General features: G+C 58.0%; 14 protein-coding genes. 5 read left to right on the top strand and 9 right to left on the bottom strand.

The genetic code is table 11. The features are described 5' to 3' along the window. Nucleotide 1: 1 nt before the first annotated feature. Both MGMAQ_RS08375 and MGMAQ_RS08370 read right to left on the bottom strand, forming a co-directional pair. Nucleotides 2–1,012: an ABC transporter substrate-binding protein gene (locus MGMAQ_RS08375; RefSeq protein WP_046021180.1), complete on the bottom strand. Its 1,011-nt coding sequence runs from the start codon at nt 1,010–1,012 to the stop codon at nt 2–4. A 110-nt stretch (nt 1,013–1,122) separates the two neighbouring features. Further along, on the bottom strand, nt 1,123–2,133 hold the full coding sequence (locus tag MGMAQ_RS08370; RefSeq protein WP_046021179.1) for an amino acid ABC transporter substrate-binding protein: 1,011 nt from the start codon (nt 2,131–2,133) through the stop codon (nt 1,123–1,125). A 115-nt stretch (nt 2,134–2,248) separates the two neighbouring features. On the opposite strand from MGMAQ_RS08370, the gene MGMAQ_RS19515 reads away from it, so the two are divergent. Continuing rightward, nucleotides 2,249–4,579 (top strand): hybrid sensor histidine kinase/response regulator, encoded by a 2,331-nt coding sequence (locus MGMAQ_RS19515; protein ID WP_158498815.1) that lies wholly within the window; start codon nt 2,249–2,251, stop codon nt 4,577–4,579. Nucleotides 4,580–4,633: 54 nt separating this feature from the next. Here the strand turns inward: MGMAQ_RS19515 and MGMAQ_RS08360 are convergent, their stop codons facing one another. Continuing rightward, a complete protein-coding gene (locus MGMAQ_RS08360) occupies nt 4,634–5,029 on the bottom strand; it encodes a response regulator (protein WP_158498814.1) in 396 nt (131 codons plus the stop codon). Nucleotides 5,030–5,150: 121 nt separating this feature from the next. Continuing rightward, on the bottom strand, nt 5,151–7,664 hold the full coding sequence (locus MGMAQ_RS19510) for a PAS domain S-box protein (RefSeq protein WP_052716250.1): 2,514 nt from the start codon (nt 7,662–7,664) through the stop codon (nt 5,151–5,153). A gap of 422 nt (nt 7,665–8,086) precedes the next feature. Between MGMAQ_RS19510 and MGMAQ_RS08350 the strand changes: the two genes are divergently transcribed. Beyond that, nucleotides 8,087–9,295: an adenylate/guanylate cyclase domain-containing protein gene (locus MGMAQ_RS08350; protein WP_052716249.1), complete on the top strand. Its 1,209-nt coding sequence runs from the start codon at nt 8,087–8,089 to the stop codon at nt 9,293–9,295. A gap of 4 nt (nt 9,296–9,299) precedes the next feature. On the opposite strand, the gene MGMAQ_RS08345 is transcribed toward MGMAQ_RS08350, so the two are convergent. The 4 genes from MGMAQ_RS08345 to MGMAQ_RS08330 are packed head-to-tail and all read right to left on the bottom strand — an operon-like array spanning nt 9,300 to nt 13,807. Further along, the gene (locus MGMAQ_RS08345) at nt 9,300–10,991 is read right to left on the bottom strand and encodes an FAD-dependent oxidoreductase (protein ID WP_046021177.1); all 1,692 of its coding nucleotides are present in this window, start codon (nt 10,989–10,991) and stop codon (nt 9,300–9,302) included. Between the two features lie 15 nt (nt 10,992–11,006). Continuing rightward, nucleotides 11,007–12,074: a thiamine pyrophosphate-dependent enzyme gene (locus MGMAQ_RS08340; protein WP_082085340.1), complete on the bottom strand. Its 1,068-nt coding sequence runs from the start codon at nt 12,072–12,074 to the stop codon at nt 11,007–11,009. 1 nt (nt 12,075) lies between these two features. Further along, complete coding sequence (locus MGMAQ_RS08335) at nt 12,076–13,248, bottom strand: pyruvate ferredoxin oxidoreductase (protein WP_046021176.1); 1,173 nt, start codon at nt 13,246–13,248, stop codon at nt 12,076–12,078. Next, on the bottom strand, nt 13,232–13,807 hold the full coding sequence (locus MGMAQ_RS08330; protein ID WP_046021175.1) for a 2-oxoacid:acceptor oxidoreductase family protein: 576 nt from the start codon (nt 13,805–13,807) through the stop codon (nt 13,232–13,234). The genes MGMAQ_RS08335 and MGMAQ_RS08330 overlap by 17 nt, the downstream gene beginning before the upstream one ends. A gap of 202 nt (nt 13,808–14,009) precedes the next feature. Here MGMAQ_RS08330 and MGMAQ_RS08325 point away from each other — a divergent pair, with 202 nt between their 5' ends. The 3 genes from MGMAQ_RS08325 (at nt 14,010) to MGMAQ_RS08315 (ending at nt 15,597) form a co-directional block, all read left to right on the top strand. Continuing rightward, nucleotides 14,010–14,612, top strand: coding sequence for a hypothetical protein (locus MGMAQ_RS08325; RefSeq protein ID WP_046021174.1), 603 nt, complete (start codon nt 14,010–14,012; stop codon nt 14,610–14,612). Next, nucleotides 14,609–15,274: an HAD-IIIA family hydrolase gene (locus MGMAQ_RS08320; RefSeq protein WP_052716248.1), complete on the top strand. Its 666-nt coding sequence runs from the start codon at nt 14,609–14,611 to the stop codon at nt 15,272–15,274. The genes MGMAQ_RS08325 and MGMAQ_RS08320 overlap by 4 nt, the downstream gene beginning before the upstream one ends. A gap of 95 nt (nt 15,275–15,369) precedes the next feature. Beyond that, nucleotides 15,370–15,597, top strand: coding sequence for a DUF2892 domain-containing protein (locus tag MGMAQ_RS08315; RefSeq protein ID WP_046021173.1), 228 nt, complete (start codon nt 15,370–15,372; stop codon nt 15,595–15,597). Nucleotides 15,598–15,783: 186 nt separating this feature from the next. Here MGMAQ_RS08315 and ppdK read toward each other — a convergent pair whose 3' ends face one another. After that, nucleotides 15,784–18,462, bottom strand: coding sequence for a pyruvate, phosphate dikinase (ppdK, locus tag MGMAQ_RS08310; RefSeq protein WP_046021172.1), 2,679 nt, complete (start codon nt 18,460–18,462; stop codon nt 15,784–15,786). Between the last annotated feature and the right edge of the window lie 3 nt (nt 18,463–18,465).

The following is an 18,465-nucleotide window of genomic DNA, read 5'->3' as shown; positions in this document are numbered from 1 at the left end:
TTCAAGGAACCGGGCGGATCAAAATATCCGCTGACCGAATATAGAGCGGGTCGATCTCCAGGCCGATCCGCTTGGCGATTTCCAAATTCAACCCCAAATAAGATTCCGCGTTCTCCACCGGCAAATCCCCCGGGTTCGCGCCATTCAGAACCAGCAGCGCCAGGCGAGCGGCCTGAGCCCCCACTTCCTCGTGCACAAAACCATATGTCATCAATGCGCCCTGTTCGATCTGTGCCGTACTTGGCCCGGAAATGGGAATCTTCCGCTCCAGGGACACGCGGGCGATATCCTTGATGCGCTTGTTGACCGTACTATTGGGAACCAGGAACAGCGCGTCCGTATCGTCCGGCAAGTCCGCCAAGGCGCGGGTCACCGCCTCATCGTCCCGGCAATCCATGATCACCAGATCAAGGGTTTTGGCCAGATTACTGCTTCGGATCTGCTCGACCGATGCCGCCGATGCCGGATCGCCGAGATTGCTGAGCAAGACCAATTTCTGGATACCCGGCACCACTTCCTTGAACAACTCCAGGCGGCGGGCTTGGTTTTTGCCCAGTTTTACGCCGGTCATGTTGCCGCCCGGGTGAGAAATATCGCCAAGAACGCCCGCTTGCACGGGATCGGCCATCACGCCGAATATGACCGGTATGCCGCTGTCTTTGGTCATTTCGTGGGCCAACACTCCGGTTGGCGTGCCCGCCGTGAAGATCAAATCGACCTCGGCGGCGACGAAATGCTCCAATGTGGTCTTAAGATCCTGTCCGGTTACCGGGTGTCCATCGAAAAGATAGGCCACTTGCCCGTCTTCTTGAAAACCGAGGTGGGCCATGCCGTCGCGGAATCCTTGAATATTCCGCAAGCCATTGGGATTATTGGTGACAAGGCCGATTTTGATTGCTTTTTCCGCTTCATCTCCATCGCCGCAGGATCCCAACGGCGACAATAGCGCCAACACCATCAATCCTTTAAGGAATGCGGTCGGACTCAGCCAATGACGAACGTCGAAAGCCACTTCTCCCCCTCTTGCCCCAGGCAACGAACGGCAAAAATCATACTTTGGGATAGACACCGTGAAAAGGTGAAAATCTGGGGGGGGTGATATTTCGCGCGCGCCTCAGTCCCTCAAAGGAAAGGCGGGGAATACAGCAAGCCCCCTTTTGTCCACAGATTGTTCAAGCCCCTATCCAAGGTAACGGGCGCCGCGGCGCCGAGGTTCCGCTCGTAGATTTCACCATAGTTCCCGACCTGGGCAATGATGCGCCGCAGCCATTGATCATCCAACCCCAGTGTCTGGCCAATCCCCGGTGCCACGCCGAGCAGCCGCTGGATATAAGGGTCTTTAACCGCTTGCATTTGCTCCAGGTTGCCAGAGGTCAGACCTTTTTCCTCTGCCTCGATCACACCGTGAAGAGTCCATTTCACCACATCAAACCAATCCTCGTCTCCTTCCCTCACCACTCCTGCCAGTGGTTCTTTGGAAACTCTTTCTGGCAGAATAAGGAAGTCGTTTCCCTTCGGAGCGTCGGTTGACAAAATTGAAGCCAAGGCTGAAGCATCGGAGGAAAACGTGTCGCACTCGCGTGAGAAAAACGCCACCTTCATCTCGTCCAGGGAATGATAAAGGCGAATATCGAAAGTCACTTTTTCCCGCCGCGTGAAATCGCGCAAGGTCTTGAGGGTAGTCGTTCCGGTCTCGACACAAACCCGCGCGGTCTTCAGGTCCGCGAGTTTGCGGGCCCCCAGATCAGCCCAGACCATAAATCCCTGGCCGTCATAGAAATAGGACCGGGTGAAATTGAACCCCAATGCGGTATCGCGGCTCAGAGTTTCGGTGGTATTGCGAAACAAAAGATCCACGTCCCCTCTGGACAAGGCCTCGAATCGAAATTCATCACTCAGGCGCAGGAACTCAACCGCATCGGCACTTCCCAGCACCGCTGCGGCAACGGCACGACACAGATCCACATCGAGCCCCCACCAACGCCCTTTTTTATCAACCGCCGAAAAACCGGCATAGTCGTGGTTGGCTCCACATCGCAGCACACCACGCTCGCGAACATCATCCAGTGTTCCCGCCACTGCGGTCTGCATCCCAAAGGACACGAGGACCACAACAAGGATCCGCAGCATCATGATTCCGCCTCCCCATAGGCCCCGGATCTATTATTTAGCGAGAGCAACAAGGTTTCCGAGGCTCTCTTGGAATGGTAGCATTGTCAACGTCGTCCAAGCAACGCCACCAAACGAAGTGGCGTCCGTTGTTTCCATTGATTTCAGACCGGTATCCATGCTGTCGGGTTTTTCCAGGTTTATATCTGGCCTATCGATCAAACTGCTGCTCGAGTTCAATTTCCTGGTCGTTTTGGCCTTTATCGCCACGGCCTTGTTTTTGGCGCTGTCCTCCCTGGTCATCTTGAACCAGACACAACAAACCGTGTCCCGTACGGGCGTCCCAATCATATCCAGCGCCTATGAATTGGCCCACGAAAGCGAAGCGGTCTTGGCAAGCGCTCCCGGTCTTGCCGCGGCCCGTGTTGAAAGTCAGCGCAAAACCATCCTGTTTCGAATCCACGATCAGTTCGAACGCATGGAACGGCTTGTCGGCTCATTAAAAGTGATCGGCCAAGACCACCTTGCGGCTCTTCTCGAGCAGGTGGAAACGGACATGATCCAGCTTCGCTACCGGCTTGAAGCCCTTGAGGCCATGGTCGCCCGTCGGATTGAGGCCCGACGAGATTTTGATGGCCTGAAAAAGGATCTAAAGCGCACTTTGGCCAGCATTCTTCCCATGGCCTCAGGTCACCGCTCCAAAGCCATCAATTGGGCGCGCAGGAGCATCGAACTCCATCTGCGAAAGGCCGAACTCGTTGTGTTTGGCAATCCGTTGCCTCGATTGGCACATGGAGCAAAGGACATGCGGTCTTTGTACTTGATGCACTTGACCCAGGCCCGCCAGGAAACCGTGGATTTGGCCCCCGACGACCAAGCGATTCTTTTGGCCACCATTGATTCCTTGGAAGCATTCGGCAAACAGGAACGCGATATCTTTTCCAGTGCGTGGGAAGTTCAAGATGCCATCCGACGGACAGAGGGACTCCGACTTGCCTATGATCAAACAGCCCGTCGACAGGTCTTTGCCGTCGGCAGCCTGGTTCGCGCCGCACGCACCGAAATCGAGTCAGCCTTTGAGACCAGCATCGAGCAAATGGAAAACCGCAGTTGGATCCTAGCAGGGGTCTCGGGCATCACCTTTCTCGTTGCTCTGGTTTTCAGTCTCTTGGTTTTGTTCAATGTTTCTCGCAGACTAGATACTCTGAAGGCCGCCATGGACCGGGCCGCCAAAGGAGGGCCGCTCGATATTGATATCAGCGGAAGCGACGAAATCAGCCACATGGCCGAGGCCCTTCACGGGTTTGTCGTCGCCCGCAACAAAGCCGAGGAACGGGAGCGCCTGGCCCGGGAAGCCGCCGAGCAGAGCAGCGCGGCCAAATCCCGATTCCTGGCGGCGGCAAGCCATGACCTTCGACAGCCTTTGCAGGCCATCACCTTGTTCTTATCCGTGCTCAGCGAAGGCGCCACCCCGGCCCAACAGCCAAAGCTGATTGAAAAAACCCGCCTCTCGGTAGACAGCCTGCGCGGCATCCTAGACCGGGTCCTCGACATGTCGAAGTTGGAGGCCGGACTCATCAGCCCACAGATGCGGGCCACTCCCATTGCGCCATTGATGCGCCGTCTGGCCGAAGAATTCACTGCCTTGAGCGCGTCCAAAAATCTTGATTTCCGGTTTATCCCTTCTTCGGTCACGGTCCAGACCGATGAGGCATTACTCGATACTCTCTTACGCAACCTCTTATCCAATGCCGTCAAGTTTACCGAGGAAGGTCGTATTCTACTGGGAGCCAGACGGCGGCCCGACAGTCTGGAGATTCAAGTTTGGGACACGGGTATCGGCATCCCAGAAGACAAAACCGACAGTGTGTTCGAGGAATTCTATCAAATCGGCAACGAAGAACGGGATCGCAACAAAGGGCTCGGCCTGGGACTCTCCATTGTCAAGCGCATGGCGTTGTTGCTCAACCACCCGATCCAGTTCCGCTCGCATCCGGATCGCGGAACCATGTTTTCCATTGTCCTTCTCACCGGTGGGGAGGAGCCTCTCACGCCGCCTCTTTCGCCCCCCGACAAGGCGGAACACCTTAACGGTAAGCGCGTGCTCCTGATTGAGGATGACATGGCAGTCGCCGAAGCCACCGCCACTTTTCTGGAACACTGGGGTTGCGAGGTTTTTATCTCAAGCTGCATTAACAATAATGACTGCAATTACCCCTATATTCTTGATGAGCGTGCCAGAAAGCCGGATTTCATCATCGCTGACTACCGGCTCCCGTTCGAACAAACCGGCGCCTGGGCGGTCTCGCGCATTAGGGCTCACTTTGATACTCAGATCCCGGCCATGCTGATCACCGGGGACACCAATCCTTCACGCCTTCAAGAAGCGGCCCTATCCAGTTTGCCGCTGCTGCACAAACCGATCAATCCCGACCAGCTGCACCGAACCATCGCCGATTTGCTTCGCTGAGCAAGCCTGTTGATACCAATCCCGTTTTTTCACCTTGGACCAAAGGCGAGGCGGTCAGGGCCGTAAACTGCCAAGGACCTCTTTTAACGTCGCCGGTTCAACTGGTTTGAGAAGGATAAGGATGGTCGGGTCAACGGGCGGAAGGGAAGCGGTGTCACCGGTTAACAAGGTGGCGGCAATTGGGTTTCCATGGTGCTGCCGAAGCCGAGTGATCAAATCCACCCCTGTTCGACCATTCCCGAGGTTATAGTCCGCAATGATCAAGTCCGGCTTTGCAGAGTCTTGTTCTATCAAGGGGTCAAAATCGGTGTCGCCATTGGAAACAGCCACCCGATGCCCCCAGCACTCGAGGATCGTGCCAAGGGCATCGGCAACGACCTCATCATCATCAACCACCACAATAAAAAGCTCTTCAGACACAGCATTCCCTTGGGCCAATAACCGCTTCACCCGACATCCCGTCACGGGTAAACAGCCTACTATAGGATCACTTAAAGTTTAACGGCAAAAGCTGTTGGCCTGTTTCTATCGCGGAACCCGGCAATGCTGTCAGGCCAATGCTGCAACGGGGCTATTCCGGGATGTTGGACGGAGCCGGGAGGGTAAACCTGAAGCGGCTCCCCTCGCCTTCTTCGGACTCCAGCCAGATCCGTCCGCCATGGCGCTCCACCACCCGTTTACAGATGGCCAGTCCCAGGCCGGTGCCCGGAATTTCGTCGGCATAGTGCAGACGCCTGAACACCTCAAAAATCTCCTCTTGGTAGCGCGAGGCGATGCCGATTCCGTTATCGCTCACGGTAAACTCATAAAGGCCGTCACCCGGTACCGCGGAAATATCAATCCGAACCGCGGCCCCTTCGCGGGAAAACTTAATGCCGTTGGCTATGAGGTTTTGGAAAAGTTCACTCAGTTGCAGCGGATCGCCCATCACCGTGGGCAGGTCGGTCCAATCAATTTGGGCCTCGGCGTTCAACTCCATGGCTCTCAGGCCCGAGACCACCTGTTCCACCAAGTGATTGCAGTCCACGGTCTCAAACCGCCGGGCCGTGGCGCCAAAACGGGAATAGGATAGCAATCCGTTGACCAGTTCGCCCATCCGCTGCGCGGCCACGATGACAAAGTCCAGAAATTCCTGGGTATCCTCGTCCAACAGTCCTTCCAGCCTTTTTTCCAGCAACTGGGCGAAACTGACCACCGACCGCACCGGTTCTTGAAGGTCGTGGGACGCGATGAACGCAAAACGCTCCAGTTCCGCGTTTGACCGAACCAGTTCATCGAGTGTCTGCTTGAGACTGGTAATATCCAATCCGGTCTCCAGCACCATTTCAGTCCCATCCGCGTCTTCGAACGGATAGGCGCTCAGTTGGTAGACATGGCCGTCTTCGGAATCCCACTCCCATTCGGTGGGCGCCCGGCTTTGGATGACGTTCAGGCTCGGCGATCCCCCTTCGGCATCACGATAGGGAGGCTGATCGACCATGCCGAAAATCTCTCGAAAACGGCGGTTGGCAAACTGGATTCGTCCGTCGGCGGTCTGCAGCGACACGACGGCGGGCAGACCATCCAAGACCGCATAGACCCGTTGCCGCTCGGAGCGCAGGACCTCAACCGTTCGGCGGCGTTGGGTAACATCTCTGGCCACGGCATAGATGGTGCCGTCCGGCTCTGGCTCGCTACTCCAGTCCAACCACTTCCAACTGCCATCCTTACATAGATAGCGATTTTCAAAATGAATGACTCTCTCGCCGCCCATCTGCCGCTCGACCTCGGCGATGGTCGGGGCCACATCATCGGGATGGATGAACTCCATAAACGGCTTCGAAAGCAGTTCCTCTTTGGACCATCCCAGGGTGGTCTCCCACGCCTTATTCAATCGTCGGAAATAGCCATCGGTCCCTGCCACGCAAAGCAGGTCGATAGACAAATCAAAGAAGTTGTCGCGCTCGATTTCAGCTTTTTTCTGCTCATCAATATTAACCAAAATGCCGGAAAGCTCGACCGGCCGCCCCAGGTTGTCGTGATCGACGACCACCAGATCGCGGACCCAGACCAGGCTGCCATCATCCCGCAACATTCGGTATTCGAACTCGTGATCAATTCCCCTGGCGGTTTCTGCATTGCAAAATGAAACCGCCTGCTCCCGGTCGTCCGGGTGAATGTGATCGGCCCAGAATTCGAAATCTGTCCATTTTTCCGCTGGAACACCTAGCAAATGCTCTGCTTGGGGAGAAACATACGTAAATAGACGGGTTTCCAGGTCCAGGCGCCAGGCCACGGCTTTTGCGCCTTCGACCATATGGCGGTACTTGTCCTCGCTCGCCAGGAGCTTGCGCTCGGTTTCCTTGAAGTCGGTGATATCGTCGTAGATGGCCACCACTTCTCCGCCCGGCAGTCGATAGACATAGTTTTCTCGCCAGCCGGTGATCCGTTCATCCTGATAGAAGGAAATGGGCATATGCTCGGGAACACCCGTTTCCCAGACGCGCCTGAGCACATCTAAAAAACCGAATGACTCGACCCCAGGGAATATCTCCGAGACTCGCTGCCCGGCGACGTCCCCCAAATCGATTTTCTCGATAACCTGTCCGGCCTTGTTGAAATCCAAAAAGACGAAATCCGAGCCGTCATCCACGGCCCGATAGACCGCGGCCCCGCTGCTCATATGATCAAACAGTTCCCGATATCGCTGTGCGGCTTGTTCCCGCTCGGTGACATCGGTAAAGAAGACCAACAGTTTGTCCCCACTGATGGACCCTCCCGCCTCGAACCAGCGCGACTTGCCGTCCTTGCAGCGAATGACTTCAAGCATATTCGCAATGGCGCCCCCCGCCCCGCGAGCCTCGGCCACCAACTGGCTCCATTTTTCCATCACCTGCTGTCGATAGTCGGGATCCGGATAGGCAAGCGGCCACCAATGGGCCACGTCGGGGATCTCAGCGATGGAATAGCCGATCATCTCCCTGAAGGCGCGATTGGTATAAAGGACGGATTGCGCTTCCCCTTCGGCCACTAGAATCGGGGTAGGCACCTGTTCGACCAGAGCCGCAATGGTCTCGTTGGATATGTTTGTCAGCCCGGCAAGCACGCCCGCCCCAATTCTGTGTCCGTCCTTTTTCTGCAGGAAGCGTAGCTCGATTCACCTGCGATGACCATGGCACGCGATCAAAAAAAGGTAACCATGCATAACTTTATCGCTATCCTCTTCTTTAGAATGAATACAACCCGATCATTGATGGGAGAAAATCAATGTTCAAAATTGATATGGATCAATGATAGCGGGGATCTCTAGACCTAGCTTACGCGGAGATCTTATGAGGATTGACCATCCTTTTGCCAAATATAGCTGGCGAGAGTAATCCTTATAACTTCTCTCTGCGTGTTCCTCCCGAACATGCGCTATACTTGAACCGGGCGGCTTTCCAGCTGCCCGGTTTTTTTATCCACGGCAAGGCGTTCCATCCTGTTTACTCCCTTGCCGGAAGCGGAATTCGAGCCATATGAAAAGCTATGAAACCCTCCGATGATCCCATTGATGACTGGCTCTACCGCTACGGCTGGAGCGCGTCGTCCGTTCCGGAACTTCTAACCGGACTGAGCCAGCAGCTGAGAGCTTTTGACATTCCCGTGGGGCGCGCACGGGTGACCCTGCGGACTCTCCATCCTCAGGCCATCGGCACCAGCTACACCTGGGTTTTTGGGCAAGAAGAAGTAGCTGAAGTCCGGGCTCCCCATGAGATCATCGAGACGGACAGGTATCTTAAGAGTCCCTATGCCAAGATATTCGAAGATGGCTCGACCATCCGGCGGCGCCTAATCGGACCAGACATTCAGTTGGACTACAACATCCTCCCCGACTTGGTGGACGAGGGCTATACGGACTATTTGGCCCTGCCAATTGTGTTCGGAGACGGTAGCTTGCATGCGCTCACCCTGGCCAGCGATGGACCGGAAGGATTTGACGACGAACAGATCGAACGACTTACCGCCATGACCATCCCCCTGTCCCGCGCTCTGGAGGTTCACGCCCTGCGCTATACCGCGCGGACGGTTCTGGAAACCTATCTGGGCGGAAAAACAGGCGCCAAGGTGCTGGATGGCCAAGTGCGTCGTGGCGACGGCGATGATATTCACTCGGTGATCTGGTTTTGTGATCTGCGCGGCTCGACCCCAATGGCCGATATTCTACCGCGCCCGGAGTATCTTAATCTGCTCAATGAATTCTTTGAATGCATGGCTGGGGCGGTGTTGGGTCACGGTGGCGAAGTATTGCGCTATGTGGGCGATGCCGTACTGGCGATCTTCCCCATTGATGCCCCCCCCGTTCCCAATCCGGAGAAATGCCCTATTCATCGGCAAGCCTGTATTGATGCCCTAGCCGCCGCCACCGACGCCATGGGCCGCATGGATGACCTGAACCGTGAACGCACAGCCGCCGGAGAAGAACCGCTGGGCTATGGAATCGCCCTGCATATGGGGGATGTGACTTATGGCAATATCGGCACTCCCGAACGCTTGGAATTCACCGTCATTGGCCCGGCAGCCAACGAAGCCGCGCGCCTTGAGGGCTTCTGCAAGACCCTCGACCAGCCTTTGTTACTCTCCGATCAGTTCGCAAAAATCACGGCGGATCGCTGTATATCGTTGGGTGAGCAGGCATTGCGCGGGGTCGACCGCCGGATGACGGTCTATACCCTGGCGCAAGCTGCCGTACGCTGACTTATTAATCCTCGTGCTTCATGAGAATATAGCCGCACGGGCATTCCGCGGCGCACATGCCGCAGCCCTTACAGAACTCGTAGTCAAACAGATAGTGTGAGCCGTCCGAACAGGTGTCGCGGGTTTTTACCACCGCATTGTCCGGGCAGTAGGTCCAGCAGTTGTCGCAAGCCAGGCAATTGCCGCAGCTAAAGCAGCGGGCGCCTTCGTCGATCACCTGGGCGTATTCCAAACTCTGCTCGATTTCCGCAAAGTCGGTGCGATCGATGACTGGCAGCTTGCCGACAAAGGATCGGGGCGCCGGCTCGTAGTAGTTGACGTTCAGTTTATCGTAATCAAGGGTCTCGCGAACGTCGTCCACCGGCTCCTTGCTTTTGATAAAGGCCTCGACGGCTTCCGCCGCCTTGCGCCCATCGCCAACGGCGGCACTAACCGTGCCCCGGTCGCCGCGGGCGTCACCGCCGACGAACACGCCGGGATGATCTGACACGTTGCCCCAGTCATCGGTTTTAAAGTAGTTGGCGTTGCCGACCAGTTTTTCGAAACCACCTGCATCCACAGCTTCGCCAATGGACGGAATGACCATATCCACGTTGAGCACCCGCTCGGTACCCTGGAACGAGATACGGCTTTTCCGCCCCCCCTTGCCGGGCAGCTTTTTCAGGTGAACCATCTCCACGCCGATCAGCTTTGACCCGCGCATGATCAGCCGCTGAATGGTCCGGTGGGGATAAAAGATCACCCCCTCCTCGATGGCTTCTTCCAACTCGCGCGGCACCACATTGAGAATGTCGTCGGGCGCCGTGTCGGGACCGGGCAGACCCGATGCCGTAATCACATAGACTTCTTCCACCCCCCGCCGCTTCATGATGCGGGCCAGGTCCACCGCCGTATTGCCGCCGCCATGAATGGCAACACTCTTCGGCGTCGGGATTTCGCCGTGATCCACCCATTCCTTGATCAGGTGCAATCCTTGATGCAAATCGGCGGGCACGGCCCCATCCACGTCCCAGTTCTTGGAACGCTCGGCTCCCGGGCCCATGAAGACGGCCGAATGATCATTTTGCAACTCACCCAAGGAGATATCCCGTCCCAAGCGATGACGCGGATGGAACTTCAACCCATTGAGAGCGAAAATGCGCTCGATTTCCGCATCCAGAACCTTGCGCGGCAGCCGGGTCATGGGAATGGCCGAGCGTAAAAGTCCCCCGGCTTCTGGCAGAGCATCGAACAGATTGACCTTAAATCCCCGTCGGACCAGATGATAGGCGGCGGAAAGCCCGGCTGGCCCCGCACCGACCACGGCCACGCTCGGCGATTCTTTGGTCACCTTCTTCAGGATCGGATATTTCCAGCCCAGACGGATGGCCTCGTCGCCGAGAAACCGTTCCACATTGTGAATGGCAATGGGTTCGTCGTATTGGGCCCGATTGCAAGCGGACTCGCAAGGATGCGGGCAGACCCGCCCGGTGATCGCCGGCATGGGATTGGCGGCCACCAGGACTTCCCAAGCCTCGTGCAGCTTGTTTTCCTGAATTTTGGCCAGCCAGGCTTGTTGATCCTCTCCCGCCGGACAGGCGGTATGGCAGGGCGCCGACCAGTGCTGGTGATAGGGAATATCCACCCGCCAGGTACCGGTCTTGAAGTCCAGTGACGTCCCGGGAAGGGCATAGGCCCCGCGTGTTAACACAGCCATGTTCTGTCTCTCCCCTTAATTCGCCAAACCGCCGCGGCGGACCGCGTCGGCGCCATCGGTATCCAACGGATCGTCATCCTCTCCGTAAAGCCCATAGCGTTCGATATTGTAGTCGGCCAAAGCCTGCAGGTGCTCTTGCTCCTCCAAAGCCCGGGGGTCGTCCGGCACGAACAGATGACGGAAGCGCACCTGTTGCTTGAGATAATCGGCCACCGGTCGTGGCTTGCGGATGGGCATCACATCGGTGACATCGCCCCGCTCCATCTCAACCAACGGGAACAGGCCTGATTGAACCGCCAGGCGCGCCACCTCGATGGTCTTGGCGCCATCATGCCCCCAACCAAGCGGACAGGGGCTGTGCACCAACAAGAAGGTCGGGCCGGTGATTTCCATGGCCCGACGCACCTTGCGCCGGATGTCGGCGGGATAGGCCACCGAGGTACTGGCGGCATAAGGAATATGATGCGACGAAATGATCGATAGCAGGTCCTTTTTCAGGTGCCGCTTGCCCATGCTCGCCTTGCCTGGTGGCGAGGTGGTGGTGCGCGCCGAATGGGGCGTCGAACCGGACCGCTGGATGCCGGTGTTCATGTAGGCTTCGTTGTCGTAGCAGACGTAAAGCACGTTATGTTCGCGCTCGAGCATGCCAGACAGAGCCTGGAAACCGATATCGAAGGTGCCGCCATCGCCGCCGAAGGCCAAAACCTTGGTCGACTTGCCTTGGTCCAGCATGGCGGCTTCCATGCCCGAGGCCACAGCGGCGGCGTTCTCGAACAATGAATGGATCCAAGGCACCCGCCAAGCCGATTGCGGCCAGGGGGTGGTGAAGACTTCCAGACACCCGGTGGCATTGGCGATCATCACATCAGGCCCGGCGGCCTCGGTGACCAACCGCGCGGCCAAAGCCTCCCCGCAGCCCTGACAGGCCCGGTGTCCGGCTTCCAATCCCCTGAAACGGGGCTGAAGCTGACGGGCGTCTTTTTGCTTGGCTTCCCCCTTTTTGGGGGCTTCCCCGTCCTTGCGACCATGCTTGTTGCGCAGTTCGCGCAAACGTTCCTGATCGACTTTCTTTTTCGCGGCCATGTCAGCGGTCCTCCTTGGGGAGCTTGTCCAGCTCTACATCGAATACCGAGAACTCGGAGATGGAGTCCTCTTTGAGGGCCTCCATCAGGCGCGGAAACATTTCGATGGGAATGTCGCGTCCACCCAGACCAACGGCCACGTTGTGGACCTTCGGCGGGTTTTTCATGCTTGATAGGGCGGCGCGGATCTCCGTCCCAACGATACCGCCCATGCCCGCCGAGAAGGCGCGCTCCATGACGATCAGGTCCTTGATCCCAGCACAGGCCTCGCGGATGGCATCCTCGGGGAATGGCCGGAAGCAGCGCATGTTGATGATCTTGGTCTTGCGGCGCGGTGGATAGCGTTCCATACCCGCCCGCAAGGTACCGGACACGGACCCAAGGGTCAGGATTGCCACCGTGGCGTTTTCGTCGCCATGCTCGCTGAGCAGGCCGCCATAACTGCGCTTGAAGGCGCGCCCGAATGCCTTGTCCGCCGAAACGATTTCCGGCAGAGCCTTTTGCATGGCGGCATGATGGGAATGGCGTACCTCGGAGAAAAACTCGGGCGATACCAAGGTCCCGACACTGATCGGGTCCGAAGGATCCAAAACCCGCTTGAACTTATACTCGGGCAGATATTTATCGACCTTGGCGGAGTCCGGAATATCGATCACTTCCAGGGTATGGGTCAGAATGAACCCGTCCATGCAGACCATCACCGGCAGTTCGGTCTTTTCGGTGATGCGATAGGCCTGGATCATGGTATCCACGGCCTCCTGGTTGTCGGCGCAATAGAGCTGGATCCAGCCTGAGTCCCGCACAGCCATGCTGTCCGACTGATCGTTCCAGATGTTCAATGGCGCACCGACGGCCCGGTTGGCGCAGGTCAGCACCATGGGAATGCGCAGCCCGGCGATATTGAACAGCACCTCGGCCATCAACATGATGCCCTGCGACGAACTGGCCGTATAAGCCCGCGACCCGGCAGCGGCGGCGCCCAAGGCCACGGAGGCGGCGGAGAATTCGCTCTCCACACTGACCAACTGAGTCTTCATGTCGCCATCGGCAACCAGCTTGGAAATGTTTTCCACGATGTGGGTCTGCGGGGTGATGGGATAGGCCGCCACCACGCCCGGACGACACAGAGCCACCGCTTTTGCGATGGCCTGCGAACCTTCAAGCGCTTGCCGCATCCGCGATCTCCTTCCACATTCCTTTGTCCACTGCCTTTGCCGCCTGATGGGCGAGGCGCAGATTGTTTTCCAACACATGCGCCTTGAAGCGTTGGCTCAAAGCTTTTTTAAGTGCTGATTGTGGCAGCATGCCGGTCATTTCCAGAAAGGCCGACAACAGCGCCACGTTCGGCACCGGACGCCCGACATTCTCGATGGCCATTTGAGTGGCCGGAATGGGGATCATGTCTTCCTTGTAGCGCTTTTTCAGCTCTTTCACGTCCAGGGTCGAATTGATCAAGATGCCTCCACCCTTTTTCAGGCCTTTGGTAAGGCCCGCCTCGTGCAACAGGGTTTCGTCCTGAATAATCAGAAACGAAGGTGTCTTGACTTCGTCCCGTTGCAGGATCTGGGAATGGGAGACACGGACAAAGGCGACGACGGGGGCGCCCCGGCGCTCGGCGCCGAAGGCCGGAAAGGCCTGGCAAAAGCGCCCGTCCTCGAAGGCTGCGGTGGCCAGGACATAGGCCGCGACCACATTGCCTTGCCCGCCCCGACCATGGATGCGGATTTCCATCATTTTTTGGCTATTCCTTCCAAGCGTGAGACGCCGTGTTGACCACGGTCGTTCTTCTGAGGAGCCTCATCCTTTCAAATGACGGTCGCAGGATCAACCACCCCACAAATATCTTTTAATTTCAATATATTAAATAGGATCGATTGCGACCTTTGGACGCCGACGATAGGATCCCTTCAGCGCGACTCCGTGGAATGACATTCTCATGACTCAAACCAGCGACCAAGACCCGCCCCCATCGACCCTGCTTCTGGCTGGTCCATTTGGGCAAATGGGGCATCGATTGGCGGCGAAACTTTCCGCCGAACCTGGCCTCTTGGTCCTGGCCGGAGGGCGCGAAACGGAGATGCAGGTCATCGCCGATGAATTGAACGGTGAAAACAATGCAACGGTGCAATCGCTACCAGGTGACCTATCCCACTCGGTAACCCGAGACGTGCTTGCCTTGGAACTCGAAAACGTGGACATCCTGGTTTTAGATGGCAGTGAATTGGGCCCCCTGCCCGACGACGACGAAGCCGCCGAAGTCTGGCGCCGCCACCTGAGCAGCTTGGCCGGATTGGCCCGTGCCTTAGCCGAGGATATGGAAGAAACCGATGGACGCATCGTTGCCCTGGTGGATGACGACGCGGGGGGGCGGGTTTTAAACAGTTCCCTGCCACTCGGTGTTCATCGCCTGTCGTTGGTAATTTCGCCCGATGTTCCCATCGCCGATACGGTTGCCCTGCTGATGAACCTGCTCACACCCGCCTCTCTTGCCATCCGCTCCGGCACGCTCATCCCCATCAATCCGAGGCCCGCCCCATGAAACAGAAACTTGATTTGCCCAAAGGCTTGATGATCGACGGTGAGCATGTCTGGAACCAAATTCTCGACAAGGGCCCCGCTGACCGTCCGGCGCTCTTCCTCGACCGCGACGGCGTCGTGGTGGTGGAGGTCAACTATCTGCACGAGCCGTACAAGGCAGAGCTGATTCCTGGCGCCGCGCAAGTCATCACCCGGGCCAATCAACTGGAGATCCCCGTGGTGCTGATCACCAACCAGGCGGGTATTGCCCGAGGACTGTATGGCTGGTCCGAATTCGCGGCCACTCAAGAACGGCTCATACACCTGCTGGAGGCCGAGGGGGCTTACCTGAACGCCGTCTACGCCTGTCCCCACCACGAAAAAGGCACCAAGAAGCTTTACGCTCACAAGGATCATCCGGCCCGCAAACCCAATCCCGGCATGCTGGAACGGGCGGCGGATCATCTCCGGATCGTCATGCCACAGTCCTGGGTGATCGGCGATCGGGCCAGCGACATCGGGGCCGGACGGCTGGCGGGTTTGGCCGGTGGCTTGCACGTCAAGACCGGACATGGCTCCGACGATGGCGAACTGGAAGCGGTCCAGGCGGAGGCCCGCGAGAACTACGAGGTCCGCTTCGCCGACAGCATTGCCGAAGGACTGAACCTCCCGCTATTTAGCTGACTCTGTGTAGCCCTCTGTGTAGCCCAGGTTACAGAACCAACGGGTTCCGCCCGTTAGGATTCCTGCATCGTCAATCAAGACAACAGGAACCCATCATGAACGCATTTACATCCTTTATGGCATCCCCTGCCGGTCGGCTGATCCGCATCTTCGCCGGGGGCGCATTGGTGACTTGGGGCATTTGGGGTATCGGCGGAACCGACGGCATGATCATCGCCGCCCTCGGTACCGGTCCCATGCTCACCGGTCTGTTCAACATCTGCCTGGTCGGTCCGTTGTTTGGCTGCCCGCTCAGGGGCAGCAAGGCCCGGACCGGTTCATAGAAAACAGGGAAACCAAGGCAGCCTGCGTCGCCTCCTGCCGCCTTGGTCCCCACCCATTGTATGCCCTGAAATCGAAAGACCATGAAAAACGGCGGGACCCAAGCCCCGCCGTTGTTCCTCAAATGATGTCCAGATCACGTCGTGTTTGATTGGGTCCGATTGGACCGACCCAACAGGCGCTCGGTCCTACTTGGTCGAGTAGCTTCCGGCGCCCAACACGGCCTGCGCCGCCGCCAAGCGCGCAATCGGCACCCGGTAAGGAGAGCAGGAAACATAGTTAAGACCGGCGTGATGGCAGAACACCACCGAGGCCGGGTCACCGCCATGTTCGCCACAGATGCCCAGCTTGATGTCCGGGCGGGTGGCCTTGCCGCGTTCGGCAGCCAGCTTGATCAACTCGCCGACACCATCTTGATCAATGGAGACGAAGGGATCCACTTCGATGATGCCCTTGTCGATATAGATCTTCAGGAAGTTGCCCGCGTCATCGCGAGACAAACCGAAGGCCGTCTGAGTAAGATCGTTGGTGCCGAAGCTGAAGAATTCGGCCTGCTCGGCGATGTGACCAGCCCGCAAGGCGGCGCGCGGCAATTCGATCATGGTGCCGATCAGATACTCTAGTTCGATACCTTGTTCAGCCATGACGGTCTTGGCAACGCCCTCGATCACCTTTTTCAAGGTATCGAATTCGTTGAACAGACCCACCAGCGGCACCATCACTTCCGGCACCACCGGCGCCCCGCCCTTCTTGGTCACCTCGCAGGCGGCCTCGAAAATGGCCCGGGCCTGCATCTCGCAGATCTCCGGATAGGTGATCGCCAAACGACAGCCGCGATGACCGAGCATGGGGTTGGATTCCTGCAACTGGGCGGAAGCCGCCTTGATCTTGTCCACCGTGGTTCCGGCGGCGGAAGCCACATCGGCCATGTCGGCCTCCGAATGCGGCAGGAACTCGTGCAGTGGCGGATCGAGCAGACGGATGGTCACCGGCAGCCCGGCCATGATTTCGAACAGCTCCGAGAAATCCTGGCGCTGATACGGCAGCAGCTTGGCCAGCGCGGCCCGGCGGGTCTCCTCGTCCTCGGCCACGATCATCTCGCGCATATGGATGATCCGTGCCGGGTCAAAGAACATATGTTCGGTGCGGCACAGGCCAATGCCCTCGGCGCCGAACTTGCGAGCGGTCTGGGCATCGGTCGGGGTTTCGGCATTTGTCCGTACCGTCAAGGTGCGAATCTTGTCCACCCAGGCCATCAGCTTGGCGAAATCGCCGGTCAATTCCGGTTGCATGGTCGGCACTTCGCCGAGCATTACCTCGCCAGAGGCGCCGTCGATGGTGATGACATCCCCTTCGTTCACCGTGGTCCCGCCAACGGAGAAGGACTTGGAGGCGTAATCCACCTTGATCTCACCGGTACCGGAAACACAAGGGGTCCCCATGCCGCGCGCAACAACCGCCGCGTGGCTGGTCATGCCGCCACGGGTGGTCAGGATGCCCTGGGCCACATGCATGCCGCCGATATCCTCGGGCGAGGTTTCGATACGTACCAGCATGACTTTCTTGCCCGCCCCGGCCCATTTCTCGGCCTCATCGGCGCTGAACACCACCTGTCCCGACGCGGCACCCGGCGATGCCGGAAGGCCCTTGGCCAAGACGGTCCGGTCGGCGCTGGGGTCGAGCATCGGATGCAACAGGGAATCGAGCATCGCCGGATCCATGCGGCGAATGGCTTCTTCCTTGTCGATCAGCCCGTCTTCGCACATTTCAACGGCAATGGTCAGCGCCGCCTGGGCGGTCCGCTTGCCGTTGCGGGTTTGCAGCATCCAGAGCTTGCCGCGCTGAACGGTGAACTCCATATCCTGCATATCGCGATAATGCTGTTCCAAACGATCCCGGTAGCCGTTCAGCTCTTTGTAGAGCGCCGGCATTTCCTCTTCCATGGACGGAAGCTCCGAATGGGAGGTTTCCTTTTCGACCAGGTTCAGCGGCTGCGGCGTGCGAATGCCCGCCACCACGTCTTCTCCCTGGGCATTGATCAAGAACTCGCCGTAAAACCGGTTCATGCCGGTGGAGGGATCTCGGCTGAAGCAAACGCCGGTGGCGGAATCTTCGCCCATGTTGCCATAAACCATGGCCTGCACGTTGACGGCGGTCCCCCATTCGGCGGGGATGTCGTTGAGCTTGCGGTAGGTGATGGCCCGCTGGTTCATCCAGGATCCGAACACCGCGCCGATGGCTCCCCAGAGCTGTTCTTGCGGATCCATGGGGAACGGACGGCCCAGTTGCTGTTCAACCTTGGTACGGAAGGATGCGACAATCAGTTTCCAGTCATCGGCGGTCATATCCGTATCGAGCACGTACCCCTTGCTATCCTTGTGGTCTTGCAGGATTTCCTCGAAGTGATGATGCTCGACGCCGAGCACCACGTCGGAATACATCTGCACGAAACGGCGATAGCTGTCATAGGCAAACCGCTCGTCACCGGACTGGGCGATAAGGCCTTTGACGGTGTCATCGTTGAGACCCAGGTTGAGCACGGTGTCCATCATGCCAGGCATGGAAGCCCGGGCGCCGGAACGCACCGAGACCAAGAGCGGGTTGTCGGAATCGCCGAATTTGGCGCCCATGATCTTTTCCACGTCGGACAGCGCCTTCGCGCCCTGTTCCTTCAGGTCGGCGGGATAGGTCTGATCATTTTCATAGAAGTAGGTGCAAAGCTCGGTGGTGATGGTAAAGCCCGCCGGAACCGGAATACCCAGGCTCGCCATCTCGGCCAGGTTGGCGCCCTTGCCACCAAGCAAGTTCTTCATATCGGCACGCCCCTCGGCATTGCCGTCGCCAAACCCGTATACCCACTTCGTCATAGT

Source organism: Magnetospira sp. QH-2, from assembly GCF_000968135.1.
In the GTDB taxonomy this organism is placed as follows: domain Bacteria; phylum Pseudomonadota; class Alphaproteobacteria; order Rhodospirillales; family Magnetospiraceae; genus Magnetospira.
Note: the sequence above shows the minus strand (reverse complement) of the source record. Positions and strands in the feature narration are given on the sequence as shown.

What these genes read in the sequence shown, in the direction of transcription:
- MGMAQ_RS08325 (WP_046021174.1), top strand. Translation starts at nt 14,010, where the DNA reads ATGACTCAAACCAGCGACCAAGACCCGCCCCCATCGACCCTGCTTCTG.
- MGMAQ_RS08345 (WP_046021177.1), bottom strand. Translation starts at nt 10,991, where the DNA reads ATGGCTGTGTTAACACGCGGGGCCTATGCCCTTCCCGGGACGTCACTG.
- MGMAQ_RS08315 (WP_046021173.1), top strand. Translation starts at nt 15,370, where the DNA reads ATGAACGCATTTACATCCTTTATGGCATCCCCTGCCGGTCGGCTGATC.
- ppdK (WP_046021172.1), bottom strand. Translation starts at nt 18,462, where the DNA reads ATGACGAAGTGGGTATACGGGTTTGGCGACGGCAATGCCGAGGGGCGT.
- MGMAQ_RS08350 (WP_052716249.1), top strand. Translation starts at nt 8,087, where the DNA reads ATGAAACCCTCCGATGATCCCATTGATGACTGGCTCTACCGCTACGGC.
- MGMAQ_RS08335 (WP_046021176.1), bottom strand. Translation starts at nt 13,248, where the DNA reads ATGCGGCAAGCGCTTGAAGGTTCGCAGGCCATCGCAAAAGCGGTGGCT.
- MGMAQ_RS08330 (WP_046021175.1), bottom strand. Translation starts at nt 13,807, where the DNA reads ATGATGGAAATCCGCATCCATGGTCGGGGCGGGCAAGGCAATGTGGTC.
- MGMAQ_RS08370 (WP_046021179.1), bottom strand. Translation starts at nt 2,133, where the DNA reads ATGATGCTGCGGATCCTTGTTGTGGTCCTCGTGTCCTTTGGGATGCAG.
- MGMAQ_RS08340 (WP_082085340.1), bottom strand. Translation starts at nt 12,074, where the DNA reads ATGGCCGCGAAAAAGAAAGTCGATCAGGAACGTTTGCGCGAACTGCGC.
- MGMAQ_RS08320 (WP_052716248.1), top strand. Translation starts at nt 14,609, where the DNA reads ATGAAACAGAAACTTGATTTGCCCAAAGGCTTGATGATCGACGGTGAG.